The organism is uncultured Moraxella sp., assembly GCF_945873075.1.
GTDB lineage: Bacteria > Pseudomonadota > Gammaproteobacteria > Pseudomonadales > Moraxellaceae > Moraxella.
In genome coordinates, this window is record NZ_CAMCBS010000005.1 from 82,244 (window position 1) to 103,055 (window position 20,812).

Annotated in this window: 17 protein-coding genes and 3 tRNA genes; 13 read left to right on the forward strand and 7 right to left on the reverse strand. The window is 47.8% G+C overall.

Features of this window, described 5'->3' with window-relative positions; genetic code table 11:
• Positions 1 to 36: 36 nt before the first annotated feature.
• Together Q0N89_RS03020 and Q0N89_RS03025 are read left to right on the forward strand one after the other, a co-directional pair.
• Positions 37 to 1,359, forward strand: coding sequence for an ArgE/DapE family deacylase (locus Q0N89_RS03020; RefSeq protein WP_294033322.1), 1,323 nt, complete (start codon positions 37 to 39; stop codon positions 1,357 to 1,359).
• 137 nt (positions 1,360 to 1,496) lie between these two features.
• The gene (locus Q0N89_RS03025) at positions 1,497 to 2,828 is read left to right on the forward strand and encodes an ArgE/DapE family deacylase (protein ID WP_294033323.1); all 1,332 of its coding nucleotides are present in this window, start codon (positions 1,497 to 1,499) and stop codon (positions 2,826 to 2,828) included.
• Between the two features lie 80 nt (positions 2,829 to 2,908).
• Here Q0N89_RS03025 and lolD read toward each other — a convergent pair whose 3' ends face one another.
• Positions 2,909 to 3,589 (reverse strand): lipoprotein-releasing ABC transporter ATP-binding protein LolD, encoded by a 681-nt coding sequence (gene lolD, locus Q0N89_RS03030; RefSeq protein ID WP_294033324.1) that lies wholly within the window; start codon positions 3,587 to 3,589, stop codon positions 2,909 to 2,911.
• A 9-nt stretch (positions 3,590 to 3,598) separates the two neighbouring features.
• Positions 3,599 to 4,843, reverse strand: coding sequence for a lipoprotein-releasing ABC transporter permease subunit (locus Q0N89_RS03035; protein WP_294033325.1), 1,245 nt, complete (start codon positions 4,841 to 4,843; stop codon positions 3,599 to 3,601).
• A 264-nt stretch (positions 4,844 to 5,107) separates the two neighbouring features.
• Between Q0N89_RS03035 and Q0N89_RS03040 the strand changes: the two genes are divergently transcribed.
• On the forward strand, positions 5,108 to 6,079 hold the full coding sequence (locus tag Q0N89_RS03040) for a hypothetical protein (protein ID WP_294033326.1): 972 nt from the start codon (positions 5,108 to 5,110) through the stop codon (positions 6,077 to 6,079).
• Between the two features lie 99 nt (positions 6,080 to 6,178).
• Here Q0N89_RS03040 and Q0N89_RS03045 read toward each other — a convergent pair whose 3' ends face one another.
• Positions 6,179 to 6,553 carry an arsenate reductase family protein gene (locus tag Q0N89_RS03045; protein WP_294033327.1) on the reverse strand — a complete coding sequence of 125 codons (375 nt, stop codon included), beginning with the start codon at positions 6,551 to 6,553 and terminating at the stop codon, positions 6,179 to 6,181.
• 112 nt (positions 6,554 to 6,665) lie between these two features.
• Between Q0N89_RS03045 and leuS the strand changes: the two genes are divergently transcribed.
• The 10 genes from leuS (at position 6,666) to Q0N89_RS03095 (ending at position 15,678) form a co-directional block, all read left to right on the forward strand.
• Positions 6,666 to 9,311: a leucine--tRNA ligase gene (gene leuS / locus Q0N89_RS03050; RefSeq protein ID WP_294033328.1), complete on the forward strand. Its 2,646-nt coding sequence runs from the start codon at positions 6,666 to 6,668 to the stop codon at positions 9,309 to 9,311.
• The gene (locus tag Q0N89_RS03055; RefSeq protein WP_294033329.1) at positions 9,311 to 9,814 is read left to right on the forward strand and encodes a hypothetical protein; all 504 of its coding nucleotides are present in this window, start codon (positions 9,311 to 9,313) and stop codon (positions 9,812 to 9,814) included. The genes leuS and Q0N89_RS03055 overlap by 1 nt, the downstream gene beginning before the upstream one ends.
• Positions 9,815 to 9,816: 2 nt before the next feature.
• The gene (holA, locus tag Q0N89_RS03060; RefSeq protein WP_294033330.1) at positions 9,817 to 10,848 is read left to right on the forward strand and encodes a DNA polymerase III subunit delta; all 1,032 of its coding nucleotides are present in this window, start codon (positions 9,817 to 9,819) and stop codon (positions 10,846 to 10,848) included.
• Positions 10,845 to 11,291 carry a hypothetical protein gene (locus tag Q0N89_RS03065; RefSeq protein WP_294033331.1) on the forward strand — a complete coding sequence of 149 codons (447 nt, stop codon included), beginning with the start codon at positions 10,845 to 10,847 and terminating at the stop codon, positions 11,289 to 11,291. The genes holA and Q0N89_RS03065 overlap by 4 nt, the downstream gene beginning before the upstream one ends.
• 149 nt (positions 11,292 to 11,440) lie before the next feature.
• The gene (locus tag Q0N89_RS03070; protein ID WP_294033332.1) at positions 11,441 to 12,772 is read left to right on the forward strand and encodes an efflux RND transporter periplasmic adaptor subunit; all 1,332 of its coding nucleotides are present in this window, start codon (positions 11,441 to 11,443) and stop codon (positions 12,770 to 12,772) included.
• 10 nt (positions 12,773 to 12,782) lie between these two features.
• Positions 12,783 to 14,780, forward strand: a complete 1,998-nt coding sequence (locus Q0N89_RS03075) for a MacB family efflux pump subunit (protein ID WP_294033333.1) — start codon at positions 12,783 to 12,785, stop codon at positions 14,778 to 14,780.
• 201 nt (positions 14,781 to 14,981) lie between these two features.
• Positions 14,982 to 15,057 (forward strand) — tRNA-Lys (locus Q0N89_RS03080).
• 20 nt (positions 15,058 to 15,077) lie between these two features.
• Positions 15,078 to 15,153, forward strand: a tRNA-Lys gene (locus Q0N89_RS03085).
• A gap of 4 nt (positions 15,154 to 15,157) precedes the next feature.
• A tRNA-Asn gene (locus tag Q0N89_RS03090) sits at positions 15,158 to 15,233 on the forward strand.
• 142 nt (positions 15,234 to 15,375) lie between these two features.
• A complete protein-coding gene (locus tag Q0N89_RS03095; protein ID WP_294033334.1) occupies positions 15,376 to 15,678 on the forward strand; it encodes a CopG family transcriptional regulator in 303 nt (100 codons plus the stop codon).
• A gap of 143 nt (positions 15,679 to 15,821) precedes the next feature.
• Here the strand turns inward: Q0N89_RS03095 and sppA are convergent, their stop codons facing one another.
• The 4 genes from sppA to Q0N89_RS03115 all read right to left on the reverse strand — a co-directional run bounded on the left by sppA (position 15,822) and on the right by Q0N89_RS03115 (position 20,747).
• Complete coding sequence (sppA, locus tag Q0N89_RS03100) at positions 15,822 to 16,859, reverse strand: signal peptide peptidase SppA (RefSeq protein ID WP_294033335.1); 1,038 nt, start codon at positions 16,857 to 16,859, stop codon at positions 15,822 to 15,824.
• Between the two features lie 90 nt (positions 16,860 to 16,949).
• The gene (locus Q0N89_RS03105) at positions 16,950 to 19,520 is read right to left on the reverse strand and encodes a ComEC/Rec2 family competence protein (protein ID WP_294033336.1); all 2,571 of its coding nucleotides are present in this window, start codon (positions 19,518 to 19,520) and stop codon (positions 16,950 to 16,952) included.
• A 6-nt stretch (positions 19,521 to 19,526) separates the two neighbouring features.
• Complete coding sequence (ispD, locus tag Q0N89_RS03110; RefSeq protein WP_294033337.1) at positions 19,527 to 20,267, reverse strand: 2-C-methyl-D-erythritol 4-phosphate cytidylyltransferase; 741 nt, start codon at positions 20,265 to 20,267, stop codon at positions 19,527 to 19,529.
• 60 nt (positions 20,268 to 20,327) lie between these two features.
• Positions 20,328 to 20,747: a septum formation initiator family protein gene (locus Q0N89_RS03115; protein ID WP_294033338.1), complete on the reverse strand. Its 420-nt coding sequence runs from the start codon at positions 20,745 to 20,747 to the stop codon at positions 20,328 to 20,330.
• Positions 20,748 to 20,812: the final 65 nt, after the last annotated feature.

Here is a 20,812-nt window from a genome sequence, read left to right on the forward strand (position 1 = left end):
TAATAAGATTAATAATTTAACAACAAAGGATATTTTATGTGCGAAACTTTACTTGACCAATTAACTACAGATTCTAGTACTCACAACAATAACAAACCCACCGCACCACAGATCAATGATGAACGGCGCACGGCCTTGACGCTGCTGTGTGATTTGATCAAGATTGACAGCCAAAACGATCATGAAGCTAAAGTTGCTCTATGTTTGCAGAAGTTTTTGGCGTCTTATGGCATCGCATCAGAGTTGGTAGAATTTTGTGAAGGTCGGTCAAGCTTGGTCGCCGAGATTCATAACGGCGATGGCAAGACGCTTGCCATCTCAGGACATCTGGATGTCGTGAGTGCAGGCGATGCCAACCTTTGGACACATCCGCCATTTTCGGCGCACATCGATGACGATGGCGTACTGTGGGGTCGGGGTGCATCGGACATGAAATCAGGCCTTGCTGCACTGGTGATAGCGATGATCCATCTGAATGAAACCAAAAACTTCTCTGGCACAATCCGTCTGTTGGCGACCGTCGGTGAAGAAGTCGGCGAATACGGTTCACAGCAGCTGACCAAGCTTGGCTATATGGATGATGTCGATGGCCTACTGATCGCTGAGCCGTGCAATGTCGGCATCATCCATGCCCACAAAGGCTCGCTGAATTATAAAGTCATCGCCAAAGGGGTCGCTGCACACTCATCGATGCCTGAGCTTGGCAATAACGCCATCGAGCAGCTGAATACCGCCATGACACAGATCATCACAGATATTCGCACTAAGGCTGCTACCATCACCAATCCGCTGCTTGGCAACACTCTACACAATATCACACTTATCCAAGGTGGCACGCAGGTAAATTCCATTCCTGATCATGCTGAATTTGAAGCCAATGCCCGCACCGTACCTGAGTATGATAACCAAGCAGTGATTCAAGACATCCAAGCCATCATCGATACGCTGAACGCCCAAGATGGCTATGAGCTAAGCCTTATTGTCACTGCCGATCAGCCGCCTGTGTATGCTGCACCAGATTCGCCATTGATTCACAGTATTATCAATAGCACCAAAGATCTGCCAAGATTACAAGTGCCTTATCTGCTAGATAGCATGGGTCGAGTGCTAAACCAAGACCTAAGCACACTTTCCCAAAAGTTCCCCAAGGGGCTAGCACCCATCACAGCATCAGGCACGACGGATGCGGCACAGTTTTTGCGTCATCGTGATGACATTGACCTAGCCATCTATGGGCCAGGCATTCCGATGCTCAATCATAAGATCGACGAGCGGATCAACATCGGGCAGTATTTTGATTTTATTGATGTATATCAAGTAATTATCGCCAATTATCTTGATGGTACATTATCTGATTAATCTTACTACTGCTGACATGTATAGCTTATCGTGCATGGCTTTTTTGACCCTGTGGTCAAAGTTTGGACAAGCGTTCACCTTGAAAATTCATCATTACGACTGTAAAGTATGTCATATCGTACAATGGAGTGTCCACAATGAAACCTTTAATGTCATTAATACTAGCAACAGGATTGCTATTTAGTGCACCTACTTTGGCGATCGCCAAGCCCACTTACAATCCCACGACCAATGAATCCATCCGCATTTTGCGTGATATGATTCAAATCCCATCAGAAAATAATCACGAAGCGCAAGTCGCTGAGTACCTGCAAAAAGTTCTCAAATCACATGGTATTCAAGCAACTTTGATTCCCTATGCACCAGGTCGTAGCAATTTGATCGCTGAAATTCATAATGGCAGTGGCAAGACACTTGCCATCTCAGGACATCTGGATGTCGTTGATGCTGGCAACCATGACGAATGGACGCATCCACCATTTTCGGCGCATATCGATGATGACGGGGTGATGTGGGGTCGGGGTGCAACAGATATGAAATCCGGACTTGCTGCACTGGTGATGGCAATGATTCGACTGAACGAAACCAAAAACTTCACCGGTACGGTTCGCCTAATCGCCACCGTCGGCGAAGAGATTGGCGAGCTTGGAGCCAATCAGCTCACTACGCTTGGCTATATGGATGATGTCGATGGATTATTGATTGCAGAGCCAAGTAGCGTTGGTATTATTCATGCACATAAAGGCTCACTTAATTATAAAGTCACTGCCAAAGGGGTCGCTGCTCACTCATCCATGCCTGCCACAGGCAAAAATGCCATCGATGCACTCACCCAAGCAATGACAGCAATCAATGATGAACTACAACAAAAATTCAATACCGCTGATAATGCCATACTTGGCAAGGGATTTAGCAATGTCACACTCATCAAAGGTGGCAATCAAATCAACTCTATTCCAGATTATGCAGAATTTGAAGCTAACGCACGCACCGTGCCTGAGTTTGACAATCAAGCAGTGATTGCTGAAATTCAGCGCATTATCAACAAACTGAACAGTGAGCAAAAACTCAATCTATCTTTGGAAGTTACCGCCGATTTACCGCCCGTCCAAGCCAAAGCATCATCCCCGCTTATCGATGCCATCATCGACACAGTCAAGGATCAGCCATCACTCGGCGTATCAGCACAGTTTGATCTGATGCAGTCTGTGCTCAAGCAAGATCTGAGCGCTGCCAAGCAGCGATTTGGCAAAACACAAATCGCACCGATGGCTGTCTCTGGCACGACCGATGCGGCGCAGTTTTTACGGCATCGTAATGATATTGACCTAGCCATCTATGGGCCAGGTATTCCGATGCTCAATCATAAGGTTGATGAGCGAGTACCGCTTGAGCAGTATTTGGCATTTATTGATGTCTATGAACAGGTCATCAGTCGCTATCTGACGCCCAGTACCGCATCCAAATAATCCAAGCTTAGAAACACAAAAGGCAGAAACTCAATTTCTGCCTTTTGCTATCTGACTGCTTTGATTATCGGTCATTTAACTTAGTATGATGCCCATTGACCGCTTTTCATCTCAAGAATCTTATCAGCACGAGCAGCCAGCTGCCTGTCATGCGTCACCATCAGTAGCGCCATGCCGATAGATGACTGTAGCTCGGTCAATAGCTCAAATACCGCTGTGGCATTTTCATCATCCAAATTACCCGTCGGCTCATCTGCCAAGACCAGTGCAGGCTCGGTTACCAAAGCTCGGGCGATTGCCACACGCTGACGCTCACCGCCTGACAGCTCGCTTGGGCGATGATGCAGGCGATGACCCAGCCCCACACGCTCAAGCAATGCATTGGCACGGCGTTCGGCTTCTTGGATGCTGACATCAGCACGCATCAGTAGTGGCATGGCGACATTTTCGGTGGCGCTAAATTCAGCCAATAGATGGTGAAATTGATACACAAAGCCCAGATGTTGATTGCGCAGCTCGCCACGGCGTGTCTCATTGAGCTGATTTAGGCAGACACCTTTTAACCATACTTCGCCCGTGGTCGGGGTATCCAGTCCGCCAAGTAGATGTAGTAGCGTTGACTTGCCTGAACCACTGCTACCAACGATGGCAATACGCTCGCCCGCCTGGACGGTGAGATCCAATCCTGACAGCACGGTGGTTTTGATTTTGCCTTCGTCATAGACTTTGCTGATGTTTTTGGCTTCTAAAATCACACTCATCACATATCCTTATTCATATCGCAAAGTCTGAGCAGGCTCGATACGAGATGCTCGTAGTGCTGGATAAATCGTCATCAAAAAGCTTAGCAAGAATGACGCCACAGTAATCAGTGCCACATCAGACGCCTTGACTTGTGATGGCAGATAATCCACAAAATACACGCTACCATCAAATAGGCTAATGCCAAACACTTGACTGATAAACACCAAAATATCATTCACCGTCAAAGCCAAAGTCACCCCTAGCACCGTACCGACCACCGTGCCGATGACACCGATAATCATCCCTTGCACCATAAATACTTGCATGATGAGCTTAGGCGATGCACCAAAGGTCTTTAGGATAGCAATATCAGATTTTTTGTCAGTGACTAGCATGACAAGGCTTGAGACGATATTAAATGCCGCAACCACGACAATGAGAAACAGCAGCAGACCAATCATCGCTTTTTCCATCTGGATGGCGCTAAATAGATTGCCGTGCGTCTGTGTCCAGTTGCTCGGATGTAGGCGCATCGGGTCGATATTGGCGGCATTGTATGAGACTTGTTGCGCCTTAAAAATATCGTCAAGCTTCATGCGTAGCCCTTGTGCACCTTCGGGCAGTCTGAGCATCACGCCTGCATCACGCATCTGAATAAAGCCCATCGCACCGTCAATCTCGCTACTGATACGAAACACGCCCACTAAGGTAAATCGCTTAAAGCGGGGAATCACCCCTGCTGCCGATGGTGTCGCTTCGGGCAGTACCAAAGTCACTTGGTCGCCAAGCTGTAAGCCTAATGACTGCACCATCGTCTCGCCCAAGACGATACCAAATTCACCTGCTTTGAGTGACTCAAGCCCACCTGCAATCATGTGATTGCCAATGATAGACACTTGCTTTTCGTATTCAGGCTCAATCCCTGTCACCATAATGCCTGCCACTTGCCCTTCGGCAGTCAGCATCCCTTGTAGCTGAATAAATGGCGCAACCGCTTGCACTTCTTTATTTTCAGCCTGAATTTTTTCTGCCAAAGGCTGCCAATCGGTCATGATATCTGATGACATGACGGTCGCTTGTGGCACCATGCCTAAAATGCGTGATTTGAGTTCACGGTCAAAGCCATTCATCACCGACAGCACGGTGATGAGCACCGCCACGCCGAGCGTCAAACCAATCATAGAAATGAGCGAAATAAAGGAAATAAAGCCGTTTTTACGCTTGGCTTTGGTGTACCTAAGCCCGATAAATAACGCCAAAGGACGAAACATAGATTTTTTCCATAGTACAATAATCTTAACAGTTTAGCATTTTTTGACCAAAATCACCATCAAACTATTGCTATGCCATCAATTTTTGCCAAATTTTACCGTTTGGATAACTCACAGCAATTAAGATAGCGATACAAACAGCGATTACTTAAGCGATTTATCCTGATAATTTATCCTACCAACTTATGATGAATTTGATGCATATCGCTTGATATTTTTGTGGCTTATCCCTATATAAAAAGCAGTTTTTAATGAGTATAAATCATGACCACCCAAACTTTTCGCTATCAATACACCCACGAAACCGCACCGATTAAGATTGATTTGCCTTGTGATAAGAATGCCAGTCATGGCGACCATTGGGCGATTTTGACCGATAATATCGCTGAAGATGTCCCTAATTGGCTACAAGCCATGCTGGATAAGGCGACTTTGCCAACAGGTATCGGTCAAAACAGCGCCGCCAATGCCAAGCTATTACTTGGCATGAATGACACTTGCCATATCAAGCAAATCCTATCGATGGCAGATGGCAAGCCCCAAGCCTTTATCAATGCCTTTCCTGCGGTGCATAGCCCTTATGGTCTGACCTGCACCATTGAGCGGATTATCCGCTGTGATGCGACATCGGATGCGATTTTGTGCCTAAGCACGCCTGATGGTGCGACCATCTATGCCTTTGACCAGCTGTATGCGGTCAATCGCACCGATTATCGCACGCCAAAAAAATACTATGTCAATTTTAGCGCATGGGCGTACAACATCGAGCCAAGCCGCCAAGACGAAACCATCCTAATCGAAGACCAAGAAGCCATCCGCCATCACCGTGCGTTCAATGACATCATTGCTAGTAACGGCGGTCAAGTGCCTGACGACATCGACGAACAAATCCGCAATTGGCAACCTGCCGACCAAAAAGACAACGAACCGCTTGCCCCTGTTGAGATTAATCTTGGGCATATGTGTGCTTATCTATTTGGCGAAGTGTTTGGTCAAGAAGATGAAGCTTGGTGTCAAGGTCAAGTACTTGGCAAATCACAAACTGAATTTTTTGGCAAAGACATTACCTTGTTTGATGTGGTGATTTTGCGTGAACCTGATGCCGACCCATTTGTGGTGCGTATCGCCACGCCAACAACCGCCACCACCGATGCCATCGCTGTGCATGACTATATCCAAGCCAATATTTGGCTACAAGCTGCTATCTATGCTGAAAATCAGTCACAGGTGAAATAAGCTGCTATTTAAACAAATTTATTAAAAAAATCATTAAAAAAAGATGGGCTTAACTGATTAAGTCCATCTTTTTTTGTATTTTAAGATTTTAAACGATAATTAGCCAAACACCGCTTGATACTCACCATCATCAAAGCCAATCACCGCTACCGTCTTGCCTTGATACTCGCCAATGATGATGGGACGCTTGAGCATACTTTGGTTATTTTTGACAATCTCATACACCGCCTCACGACTGCCGTCCGCCACACCAGCAAGCACCGCTTTGGTATCGTCATCGAGCTTGCGATAGGTTGTGCCTTGTTTATTAATCACTTTTTCGCCAAACAGGCTGACAAAATTACTAAAGTCATCCATGCTTAGCACTTGTTTTTTATAATCAAAAAAGTCATAGCTTACGCCAAGTTCGGTCAGCTTATCAAAGGCTTTTTTCATGGTATTGCAATTTTTGATGCCATAGACAGTGATACTCATCATATCCCCCAAAGTTTTTTGGTTAAAGTTTGCCAAATTATAGCAAATTGGCACGGATTTTAGGTATAATAACCTGTTTATATTTTTCTTTTTTTACCGCATTGGATTTGATATGAGTAAGATTTCATCAGACAGCCACTTGGACAATTACGATTTTTCGACGATTGAGCGTACATTGCAACAACAATGGGACAGCGACAAACGCTATCACACCACCAATGAGCCAAGCGACAAGCCAACTCGCTATATGCTGTCGATGTTCCCTTATCCAAGCGGTAAACTGCATATGGGTCATGTGCGTAACTATGCCATCACCGATGTGCTCAGCCGTTATTATCGCCAAAAAGGCTATGATGTCATGCAACCGATGGGCTGGGATGCGTTCGGTCTGCCTGCCGAAAATGCCGCCATCGCCAATGCGGTCGCCCCTGCCAAATGGACTTTCCAAAACATCGACAATATGCGTACACAGCTCAAGGCGCTGGGTCTGTCGATTGACTGGTCTCGTGAATTTGCCACCTGTACGCCTGAATATTATCGCTGGGAGCAGTGGCTGTTTTTACAACTCTACAAAAAAGGGTTGGTTTATAAAAAACTTGCCACAGTGAACTGGGACCCTGTGGACAATACCGTCCTTGCCAATGAACAAGTGGTCGATGGTCGTGGCTGGCGTTCGGGTGCGATTGTCGAAAAGCGTGACATCCCAATGTATTATTTCAAAATCACCGACTATGCCGATGAGCTACTCGATGACCTAAAAACCCTAGAAGGTCATTGGCCAAAACAAGTGCTATCAATGCAGCACAACTGGATTGGCAAAAGTCGTGGCATGGAGCTTGATTTTACTTATACGCTCGGTGAACAAAGCGATGTGTTGCGTGTATTCACCACTCGCCCTGATACGGTGATGGGTGTCAGCTATCTAGCCGTGGCTGCCGAGCATCCATTGGCACAATACGCCGCTAAGCAAAATGAAGCCATCGCACAGTTCTGCGCTGAATGCAAACAAGGCTCTGTGGCTGAAGCTGACCTTGCCAAAGCCGAAAAAGTCGGCATGGATACAGGGCTATTTGCCACTCACCCAATCACAGGTGAAGATGTGCCTGTCTGGGTCGCCAACTATGTACTGATGAGCTATGGCTCAGGTGCGGTGATGGGCGTGCCTGCGCATGATGAGCGTGATTTTGAATTTGCTAATAAATACGGCTTGCCAATCACCCAAGTCATCGACTGGAGCGACAAACAAGGTCAATACGACAGCAGTCAGTGGCAAGAATGGTACAGCGACAAAGAAACTGGACACTGCATCAATTCAGGCGTGCTCGATGGCCTATCATCAGCTGATGCCATCGCCAAAGTCGAAGAAATCGTCGGCGCAAAAAATCTTGGCAAAGCCACCATCCAATACCGTCTGCGTGACTGGGGCGTGAGCCGTCAGCGTTATTGGGGCTGCCCGATTCCGATGGTGAACTGTGCTTACTGCGGTACTGTGCCTGTCGATGAAGCGGATTTGCCTGTGGTGCTACCGACCGATGTCATCCCTGATGGTCGTGGCAATCCACTGAAGAATATGCCAGAGTTCATCAACTGCACCTGCCCAAAATGCGGTCAGCCTGCCGAGCGTGAGACAGATACTTTTGATACCTTTGTTGAGTCGAGTTGGTATGCACAGCGTTTTGCTAGCCCGCATGACAGCACGCAGATGATTGACCATGCTGCCGCTGATAAATGGCTACCTGTGGATCAATATGTCGGCGGGGTCGAGCACGCTGTACTGCACTTGCTATACGCACGCTTTTTCCACAAAGTGATGCGTGATGAAGGGCTAGTCAGCGGTGATGAGCCATTTGCCAATCTACTTGCCCAAGGCATGGTGCTGGCAGGTACTTATTATCGTGAAAATGCCGATGGCTCAAAATCGTACTATTTCCCACATGAGATTGACCTTGTGATGACGGGTACTGAAGTCACAGGCGCAACGCTCAAAGCCGATGGACAGCCTGTCATCATTGGCAAAATCGAGAAAATGAGTAAATCAAAAAACAACGGCGTCGATCCCCAAGAAATCATCGAGCAATACGGTGCTGATACCGTGCGTCTATACACGCTATTCACCGCCCCTGCCGATCAGACGCTAGAATGGTCAGACTCAGCACTCAAAGGTCCGCACAATTTTGTCAAAAAAGTATGGCGTACCGTTGGCGAGCACCTAAGTGCAATTGTTGGCAAATCAGTCAATGCCATCGACAAAGCATCATTGTCAAAAGCCGCCAAAGACCTACGCCGTAAGACGCACGAAACCATCGCCAAAATCGATGTCAGCTTAGGCGAGCATTTGGCACTGAACACACCAGTATCTAGCTTGATGGAGCTATGCAATGAGATTGCAAGCTTTGAAGTGGCAAATGATAATGATCTGGCAGTGCGCCATGAAGCCATCCTTGCGCTACTGACCATGCTATCACTGTATGCACCGCACGTTGGCGAATATTTGCTAGATGCACTCGGCATCGATACACGCACGGTCGCGTTCCCTGCGCTTGATGAAACTGCCCTAGTCAATGACACCATCACGATGGTCGTACAGGTCAATGGTAAAGTGCGTGGTAAAATGGAAGTCGCTGTCGGCACTGACAATGACACGCTAATCCGTGAAGCCAAAGCACTAGAAGGCGTTGCTAAGTTCATCACCGGCGACATCAAAAAAGAAATCGTCGTACCGAACAAACTGATCAGCTTCGTCGTGGCAGGTGCGTGATGACAATGTTAAAAGCCCTTTCAATCAGCCTAATGGCAGTCGGTGCATTGTCACTGACCGCCTGTGGCTATCAGCTGCGTGGCATGGGCGAAAATAGCCTAAAGCTTGCCCCGGCGTATAGTCAGGTCAATATCACCACCGAAGACAATGCGTTGGCTTATGGCTTTAAGCATAAGCTTGCCACCCGTTTGGCTCAGCTTGGCGTGAGTACCAGTAGCGACGCTACCCACACCATCATGGTGCAAAATCTGCGTTATCGTCGCTATGAGCTACTTGGCGTACTGACCGAAGTACGCCTGCTGATGATGGCGGATGTGACTTATCAAATCAATGGTAAAAGTGTCACCTACCCAATCCAAGTCGAGCGTAGCTATCAGTACAATGAAGCAGGTGTCGCCACTAGCGACCAGCAAGGTGAACAAGCACAAGCATGGCTACAGGACAACTTAGCCGAGCGCATCGCCGAGCAGTACTATGCGATGGGTAGTCAGACTAGCCAATAACCATGCAGCAGCGTTTTTTGGCACTTGCCCAAAGCCTATTACAAGCACCACAAACCCTGTGCGGATTGTGGCTTGTACATTCTGATGAGCCATTAGTACTGCAGTGGCTCATCGATGCTTGTCGTCCCAGTTGGCAAGCAAACGCCCAGTTGCCCAAACGCATTGAGCTCAATAGCCCCAAACAGTGGCAAGAAGTCATCAATGAGCTATCCGCCCTATCGCTGTTTGCCGAATCCACCGCCATCATCGTCACAGGTAAGTATAAGCCCGATAACGACACGATGGATGCGCTGACACGCTTTGCCGATGATGTCAAAGCAGGCAACAGCACCAATCATCTGATTTGGCTACTACCCAAGCAGGACAAAAAATCCCAAGCCACCAAAGCCTTTCGACTATTTGACACGCATGGCACGATTATCGACGGCAATATCTCTAACGAAAATCAACGCCAAGAGCTGCTACAATACTGGGCGACACGCCTACATCTCATGCTGGATGCCGACGCTTGGCGGATGCTGATGAGTCATACCGAGCACGATTTACTCACCGCTTATCAGTGCCTGTGGCGACTGTCGTATAGCTATACCACGCCCGACCAAAGCACGCCAACAGCCATCGATATACCGACACTGATGCAGTCGCTGTCCGACGGTGGTAGCTTTAGCGTGTTTGATTTGTCCGATGCGCTCATCCATCAAGACGCCATTACCTGCCAAAAAATCCTACATCATCTCAAGCAAACCGACACCGCACCCAGCATCATCCTATGGGCGATTAATAAAGACCTACAACTGATTGCAGGCTTGCAAGCAGGTAAAGACGCCCAAAGTCTAGGCGTTTGGCGCAACAAAGAAAACAGCTACTATCGCCTATCAAGACGACTAGCACCGAGTGCACTTGGCGTGCTACACACCCAAGTCTATCACTGCGACAAAGCCATCAAAGGACTTAGCGATGATGATGTCTGGCGACTGCTTGAACGGCTGATTTTGGGCATGTGTGGTGTGGCGTTGCTACAGGCTGATGTATGAAAACTCATCCGCTCGGCATTGTATTCCCAATCATCATCTTTATTATCGCTATTGCCCACTTTCTCATCAGTGGCGAGCGACCATATGGTCGTGATAAGCCCTACGCCAATCGCTCAAAGGTTTTCCAAGATTTTCAACAAGAAATGCCCAAGCTCACCAAAGGCTTAGGTGAACCAACCAATATTTCTCATACGCATAAACAAGGGATTGATTTTGTAGGTATCAGCTACTCATACCCCTATAACGAACAATTAATTCAGCTTGTACACGCCAATGCCATCGAACACAATTGGCAACCAGTCAATACCCAAAAGCCAAATACGCTAAAATTCTACTGCCGTAATCAACAAGAATTAAGCATTGAGCCATCATCACTGTATCCAAATCACGCCATCATTAGCCTATATTTCTATATCAATCCCAAAGACCAGAGCTGTCCATAACGCCATTTGTGATAAAAATTACAAAAACACAACAATTCTCTACATAAGTTGCGTTTGCCAAAATCCTACTATAAATAAAAACTGTTATCATTATCATCATTTTATGGGTACAATATCATCACTATTTTTGACATTTTTTAGGATTTATCATGTCATCCGCCAAACCAACTGCCAAATCGTTCAGCTCTGTTAAATTCAGCCGTTATATTAAGTGGATTATCCTTGCCTTAGTGCTGGCTGCCCTTGCTTTTTTTGGGTATAAAAAATTAAACCCAACCCCTGTCGCCCCACGATATCTCACCACCACCGTCGATACAGGCGACATCGAAAACACCGTACTGGCATCAGGCAAAATTAAAGCCATCCAAACCGTCGATGTCGGTGCACAGGTCTCAGGCGAGATTACTAAGCTGTATGTTGAGATTGGCGATGAAGTCAAAAAAGGCGATTTGATTGCGCAAATCAGCCAAGTCGAACAAAAAAACACCGTCTCAAACGCCCAAGCATCGCTATCACAAGCTGAAGCGAGCCTGAACCAAGCACGGGGGGATTTGGCGACCAAACAAGGTGAAGTCGCAAGCGCCCAAGCCACCATTGACACTCGCCAAGCCGAGCTCAACAAAGCACAGCAAAGCTTTAATCGACTCGCAGGACTCATTGATATTGACGCCATCAGCCGTGAAGAATACGACACAGCCAAATCAAACCTTGAAGTCGCCAAAGCTGCACTTGCCACCGCCAAAGCCAATTATCAAAACACCCTGACAGCGGTCAATAATGCCAAGCTTGCCATCGACAGCCAACAAGCTGCCATCACCAAAGCCAAAAACGATGTCATCACCGCCCAAGAAGACCTAAGCTACACCACCATCCGTGCACCGATGGATGGCACAGTCGTCGCCATCAGCCAAAAACAAGGCACGACGGTCAATGCCAACCAATCCGCCCCAACCATCGTGACGCTCGCTGACCTAAGCCGTGTGCGTATCAACGCCCAAATCTCTGAAGCGGATGTGGTGAACATCACCCCAAATATGGCAGCACGATTTAATATCATTGGCAATCCCAATCAGCAGTTTGACGCCATCTTAAGCGGCGTCGAGCCTGCACCCGAGACCATTAGCACCACCAGTAGCACTGACTCAGCGGTGTATTATATCGGCTACTTGGATGTGGATAATAGCGAAGGTAAATTTCGCATCGACATGACTGCACAGGTCAATATCATCATCAATGCCGCTCGTGGCGTGCTTGTCGTGCCATCATCTGCCATTGAGACCAAAGACGGTAAAAGCACCGTGCGTATCATCGGCGAAGACGGCTTTGCCAAGCCCGTTGAAGTCGTCGTTGGTATCGACAATCGAGTCAATGCCGAAATCAAATCAGGGCTAAACAAAGGCGATGTCATCGTCATCGGCGAACAAAGCCAAGAGCAATCATCAAGCGGTAACAAAAACAACAACCGCCCACCGATGATGTAAGGTGATGATGATGCAAACAACGACATCCCATCAGGGCAAGACACCCTTGATTGAAGTGCGTGAGTTGGTGCGTGATTTTCCAGCAGGCGATAGCCAAATCCGCATCTTGCACGGTATTAATCTGACGCTATATCAAGGCGAAATGGTCGCCATCATCGGTCAGTCGGGCTCAGGTAAGTCCACTTTGATGAATATCTTGGGCTGTCTTGATAAAGCCAGTGGCGGACACTATGCCATCTTTGGTCGCTCGGTCGATGATATGGACACCGAAGAGCTTGCCAAGCTACGCCGTGAACACTTTGGCTTTATTTTTCAGCGATATCATCTGCTTGGCGATATCAATGCGCTTGATAATGTCACCGTGCCTGCCGTCTATGCCGGTATGGACACCGCCAAACGCCGTGCCCGAGCCGCCGAGCTACTCACCGCACTTGGACTTGGCGATAAGACCCAAAACCGCCCAAATCAGCTCTCAGGCGGTCAGCAGCAGCGTGTCTCTATCGCTCGTGCCTTGATGAATGGCGGTGATATCATCCTAGCCGATGAGCCCACAGGCGCACTCGATAGCCACTCGGGTATCGAAGTGATGAAAATCTTGCACGAGCTCAAAGACAAAGGCCATACCATCATCATGGTCACGCACGACCCCAAGCTTGCCGCTCAAGCCGAGCGAGTGATTGAGCTCAAAGACGGTCATATCATCGCCGACTACTACACCGAGCACGCCACGCACCGCACCGCCATCACGCATAGCGACCATTCACGCCAAAAATCCGATAGCAAAAATGCCTTGCTGGGCTTTTTTGACCGTCTCAAAGAAGCGTTCAAAATGTCGCTCTACGCCATGAAAGCCCACAAGATGCGCACCCTGCTGACCATGCTTGGCATCATCATCGGTATCGCATCAGTGGTATCGGTAGTAGGTCTGGGTCAAGGCTCACAACAAAAAATCCTAGCCGACATCAATCAGCTGGGCACAAATACCATCACCGTCATCGATGGCTACCCCTTTGGCGACCCACGGCGTAAATACGGTCATGACAATCTCACCACCGCCGATGCCGATGCCGTCGCCGCTCAGCCATATGCCAAAAGTGTCAGTCCGCAGGTCGATAGCAGTGTCACCGCTCGCTACAAGAACATCGAAGCATCCGCCAGTGTCAATGGCGTGGGCAAGGATTATCTGACCGTCACCGGCGAAAAGCTCGCTATGGGGCAAGGCTTTAGTGCCGACAGTGTCAATAAACTCACCCAAGATATCATCATTGATAACAATGCTTATAAGACTTTTTTTAATGGTCAAGGCAATCCCATCGGCGAGATTATCCTAGTGGGTAAAGTCCCGGGGCAAGTGGTGGGCGTACTGTCAAGCAAAAACACAAGCTTTGGTCGCCAAAACAACACGCCACAGCTGTATATGCCCTACACAACAGTGATGCATCGGATGCTTGGCACAAGCTATCTAGACCGCTTTGTGGTGCTGATTGATGAGAACACGCCATCCAATGTCGCCGAAACCGCCATCAGTGAGCTCATCAAATCACGGCACGGCACGGATGACTTTAATATCATGAACACCGATTCGATTCGTCAGACCATCGAATCCACGACAGGCACGATGACGCTACTTGTCTCATCCATCGCCATCATCTCGCTCATCGTCGGCGGTATCGGCGTGATGAATATTATGCTTGTCTCAGTCACCGAACGCACGAGCGAAATCGGTGTGCGTATGGCGGTCGGCGCTCGCCAAAGCGACATCATGCAGCAGTTTTTGATTGAAGCGGTGCTTGTGTGTATCCTTGGCGGGATTTTGGGTGTGGCGTTTGCCTTTGCCATTGGTGAGCTGATTAATAAGTTTGGCGGTGGGGATTTTAGCGTGGTCTATTCGCCTTTATCCATCGTTGCTGCTTTTGTTTGCTCGACCTTAATTGGCGTGGTATTTGGCTTTTTGCCTGCCCGCTCTGCATCACAGCTCAATCCTGTGGATGCCTTGAGTCGTAATTAATCATTCCGATGTAGAATTGTGGTGCATTTCACGCCCAAGCACAGCAGACGAAATCCAATAAAATCAATGCTTGGCGTGATTTTTTGCTAAAATTTTGAAAATTTTTGGATTTTTTGCAAATTAATGCTTGCAATCATAAAAATTATGCGTATAATATGCACCACATTAGCGATACGGAGTACCGTATCCGACTAGATAAATGGGTCGTTAGCTCAGTTGGTAGAGCAGTTGACTTTTAATCAATTGGTCGCAGGTTCGAATCCTGCACGACCCACCATTTATCCTAGTATCGCTAACGGGTCGTTAGCTCAGTTGGTAGAGCAGTTGACTTTTAATCAATTGGTCGCAGGTTCGAATCCTGCACGACCCACCATCATTCCCCAATAGCTCAGTCGGTAGAGCATCGGACTGTTAATCCGTGTGTCCCTGGTTCGAGCCCAGGTTGGGGAGCCATATTCAAAGAAGCCCTTGGTGATTACCAAGGGTTTTTTATTTGTATCCTGATAAATTTACCAAACCATGCAATTTGACAAGCCTAGCTATCATGCTATAATCATGGACTGCCATTCAGATTTTATAATACAAAGGATTTGCCATGCTACCCCCACACATCAAAAATCGCTACTCAGATCATCCGCAGACTATCATGCGCCCTGTACATCTGCGTCTATCCGAAGAGATTATCAAGCATCTTGAAGTCACCGCCCAAGATCATGGCTTTGATCGTATTCAAGGCTTGATTCGCCTGTATATCCGTCAAGGGCTTGACCGTGATAATTCCAACTACACTCTAGCTGATGATGTGCTATTTATCGAAAAACTACGCAAAAAAGGCGTCAGCCAAAAAATCATCGATGAAGCCCTAGCTGATGTCAATCAAAAATGCGATTTGGGCTAAATTCACACCGCCAAACACTTATCAACACTGATTGACCCAATCAAAGCCACATAAAAATGCACCACCTAGCAAGATGGTGCATTTATTTGGACTGTTTTATAGCAATGCTAATTGCGATATTGATACAATGTTGATTACAAGGTTTATTGCAATTTGGTCGCAGGCTCGTCAAAGCTTAACTTGACGCCATCGCCAAGTCCTTTGCCAATTTGCACACCAAATCGATCAAAAAACTGATTCATCGGATCGACATAGGTATAATCCACCGTATCTAGCTCAAGCTGTTTTTTGAGCTGGGTGATGCCGCCTGTTTTGTCCGCCAACCCGAGTGCCACCGCATCTTTACCCGTCCAAAAAAGCCCTGTAAATAGCTTATTTTGTTCAGGATTTTTGAGCTTATCGCCACGGCCTTGTTTGACAGCATTGATAAAATTTTGGTGCGTGGTGTCGAGCATTTTTTGGACATGGGCGGCTTCTTCTGCGGTCATCTCACGGCTCATACTCAAGATGTCCTTGTACTCGCCTGCGGTCAAGGTACGGTCTTTGACGCCGACTTTTTTCATCAGCTCTTCGATGTTGTAGCCTGACATGATGACACCGATTGAGCCAACCAGACTTGATGGATTAACCCAAATCTCATCGGCCGCCGCTGCGATATAATACGCACCAGATGCGCCGACATCGCCGATGATGGCATAGAGTTTCTTATCAGGGTATTCTTTGCGTAGATCCATCGCCGTTTGCCAAATCTCATCCGACTGTACAGGTGAGCCACCGGGCGAGTTGATGTTTAGCACCACTGCTTGGGCGTTGTCATTTTCAAAGGCTTGGGTCAGTGATTCGCCGATATTTTGGGCATTAGTGTCGGTGTCGCTAGCAATCACGCCATTGACATCCACCACCGCAATGTGCGGCTCAGCCATGCCCACCGTGTCAAGTGTCGATGATGACGAGCTACAGCCATAGCCAAAGGCGATGATGATAAACACAATATAAGCAAAAGTGAGTAATTTAAAGAAAATCCCCCAGCGACGGCTTGCCTTTTGTTCTTCGATACTAGCAAGTAGGGTTTTTTCGAGCAGACGCCATTCTTCGCCCTGTCTTGGTGCTGTCATTGGCGTTTGCTCAAGCTTTGGTTGGTTGGATTCGTTGGATTTATTGGGATTTGGTGGCCACGCCATAAAAATTCCTTTGATGGATAAATTTGATAACTAAAACCACTCTATTCTACCCCAAAAATCCCTTTGGTGATAGTCCACAATCCATGCCATCTATTTAGCACTTGGATAGATGGTCGCTGCGGGGAGTTGCCTTGTGATGGGTTTGGTGTCGGTAGCGTTTTGTGCACCCAAAATCAGTGGCTGATGCCCTTGCTTTGGTGTGATTGCCAAAGATGGCTCACTATCGCACAGCATCGCCCACAACTGCCATAACAGCGGCTCGCCACCAGTCATGGTCACCATCTGCACGCCCTGCTGATTGGGTGGATTTGATGGGCTTGGTTGTGGCAATTGTGCATCATCTTGGTCTAGCTCATCCAAAGCGGTCGCATCAGTATCCATACTTGGCATATCAACCGCAAGCATCGGCAAATCGCTGACAATCTCAAGCTCACAGTGCTGGACACGCTCATCATCAATCATCTGCCACCCTGTCAAGGCACGAATGCTGAGCGTATCATCTTGCCACACCATCCCTGCGGTGCATGGCTCATGATACAGTGATGGCAATGGCTCATGCCGCCCTGCTTGCCAGTAGCGATGGATAGGGATGGTTTGTTGAATGTGCGCCACCACAGGCATCAGTTTGGCACTTGGACTTTGGACGATGACGCCATCGAGCGTATCCACGCCTTGTCGATGTAGTGCATCTATGAGCTGATTTGTATAATTATCCTTAAGCTTAGCCCCTTGCTCAGATAGCAGTAGCCAATGCCGTGTACCGTTGTCATCATGCACTTTTAGCAAATATTGGCTAAGAGTTGGGCTATCGCTATCTAGCCAAATCAGCTCAATACCTGATGAATGCTTTGGCATACCAATCAAGCATAACGCCACGAGTGGCACGCATAGCACGGTCTTTGGTAGCACCTTTGGCAGTAGTAATAATGTCACCATCATAAAGCACAGCACAAAGCCCGCCATGCCAAACGGCGCATACAGCCAAGCACTGATACCGCCCAATTGCTCCACGAGCGTAAACTCAAGCCCCGTGTGCAACATCTGCAAAATCTGCGCCGACACACCCCACAGTATATCCGAGATGCTTGGTGTGATGACAAATATCGCCCCTGCAATCAGATTGATCGGGACAATCACCGCACCAAACAGCGATACGGCAAATACATTGACCACCAAGCCCCATATCGATACCTTACCAAATAGCATCACCGACAAAGGTAGCATCGCAAAAAACAGCCAACATTGCAGCTTGATGATTTGCTTGGTGCGCACCCAGCCAAGTGCCATCGCCCCGCCTTGCACCAACTTAGCATCATCCATCTCATAGCGCATGAGTAGTAGCACAGCGATGAACGACAGCCAAAAGCCTGCTTGCCACAGCACATACGGGTCAAGCCACACCATCACCAAAGCCACGACGCATAGCACCGACAGCGCCGATATCGGCAGGGCAAAATAACGCACCGCCCACACCGCCATCAGCATATACACAGTACGCACCGCCGGCACATCAAAGCCTGTAAACAGCGCATACAATAGGCTTGCCGCCACCATAATCGCCATGCGAATTTGCCATCTGGGTATGGCTTGATAAACACTCATCGCAAAGCGATCAAGCACCCATAGCAGTACAGTCGCCAACATCATCGCCAAAAACAGCACATGAGCACCCGAGATGGCGAGCAAATGCGAAATGCCTGCCAGCTGATACAGTGTCTTGGTGGATTTATCAATCAGCGCACGATCACCGGTTAATAGGCTTAGAGTGACCGCCTGTGCTTGCGCTTGCTGGGTGGTGAGCCTGTGCCAATCTTGATAAAAATGTATACGCAAGCGATGGCGGTACTGCTCAAGCGTGATGATTAGCCCTTCGCCAAAGCTCTGCGGCGTGTGTGTACTGATTGCACCCACTTGGATAATGCGAGCATTGGCATGGATATGGCGTGTGCGTAGCCACTGATTGGCATCAAAGCCACTGGCACTGACCGTCCGCTCAATCGGCGTAATCAATAGCACCACATCAGCGATATCGCCTGGCTTTAGTGTGTTCAGCACTGATAAATCTTGCTTGCTAAAATTAGGATTGGCAGACATCATCACGGTTGCGCCATTAAGCCGATCCAGACCTGCATCATGCGTGCGAACACCGCCCAAATCATCAGATGGGCGTGATAGGATAGATTGAGATGGTGCATCGTTTACCAAAAAAGGATTGGCACTCGTCAGTGTGCGTGCATCAGTCTGCACAGGTGCGGCAGTGACTTGTGTCAAGATAGCTTCTTGGCGATAGCTACTACCTAGCACCGCATCATACACACCATCACTGACGGTCGGTATGTATGCTTTGGCTTGAATCAGATGGCGTGACAGCGGTGTATGCTCATTAAACTCAAGATGTGCCACAATACCACGCAGTACAAATAACACCATGATGACAATGAGTGAACTGACTTGTAAAATACGGCGTCTGCCACGCTTTTGGCTAATGATGCTTGCACTCGTTAAGCTGATGACAGCGACGAACAGCAGCCCCGTCATTAACCAAAATGCCATCGGTGACAGTAAGATGCTTGATGATGACTCATCAAACCCAAAGCCATCCATCACACCAAGTACAGCAAATAGTAGCAGGCTTACTACACCAAATAGCCAAATCGCCACAGTCTATCAGCCACTGATGGTTTTTTGATGGCGGATGATCATCTCAAGTAGTAGCAGATCATCCGTATAAGTCAATTTCATATTCATCTTAGACGCACTAACGATCCGCACCTGCTTACCAAATCGCTCATAGGCACTGGCTTCATCAGTGATCATCAGATCCAGCTTAGCCACTTGATCAAGCACATCCATCAGCTCACCTAGGCGAAATACCTGTGGTGTCAGCGCCTGCCACAGATGCTCACGACTTACAGTGTGATCGATCATGCCATTCATCGCAAATTTAAGCGTATCCACGACAGGACTTGCCAAAATCGCTGCATCGCCTTTCTCATCACCTGCATCAATCCGAACGATGACATCGATGAGTGCAGCCAGATCTGATTTGGGCAAGCAAGGTCTTGCTGCATCATGGATCAGCACCCAGTCATCGAGTGATGCACCAAGGTTTTGAATGCTTTGTAAGCCTGATTGTACCGACTGCCACCGCTCAGCACCGCCGATCGCTGTATGAATGGGTGCATGATAAGTAGCGGTCAGACTTGATAATATCGGCGAAAGATACGAATCATCAGCAGCATGCACCAAAGTCAAATCGCCAATACGCTGATCGCACAGACTCATCACACTATGCTCAAGTACAGTATGATCAGCGATGCGCAGATACTGCTTGGGACACTCAGCACCGAAGCGAGTACCTTTGCCAGCGGCGACAATCAGCGCATGAATTTTGGGGGAATTTTTCATCATTTTATACATAAGCAAAAATCGCCAAAATAAATTGACGATTTTTTGTGATAGAAAAAATTATTGTGATGCTGTCGGCTTTTCGACTTCAGGCACAGAGTCCACAGATTCGACCGTTGAATCCATAGGTGGTGCTATCTGACGACTGTAAGTAATCGGCGCGGTACTTAGCTGCATAAAAGTCTCTCCAGGCTTAATTAAGCCCAGATCAAGGCGTGCATGCTCTTCGATGGCAGACAATCCAGATTTAAGATCCTGAACATCTGCCACCAAGATACTATTGGCATAAAGCTGCTCATCACGAATTCGAATGAGTTCTTTTTTTCGCACTTGCAAAGCTTCATAGTCAGCACGACCGTATTCACCATGCCAATATTGGTATTGCAGTAGCGCCAATACAATCACAGCCAGCACGATTGCGATCAAATAACCAACATTCGTGCTGATTCTGCGCTTTGGTGTGTAAGTCGTGTTCGCCACAGAAATCACCATCAATTAGCCACGCAGACCAATGAACTCTTCACGGCCACGATAGGCAGCGCTGA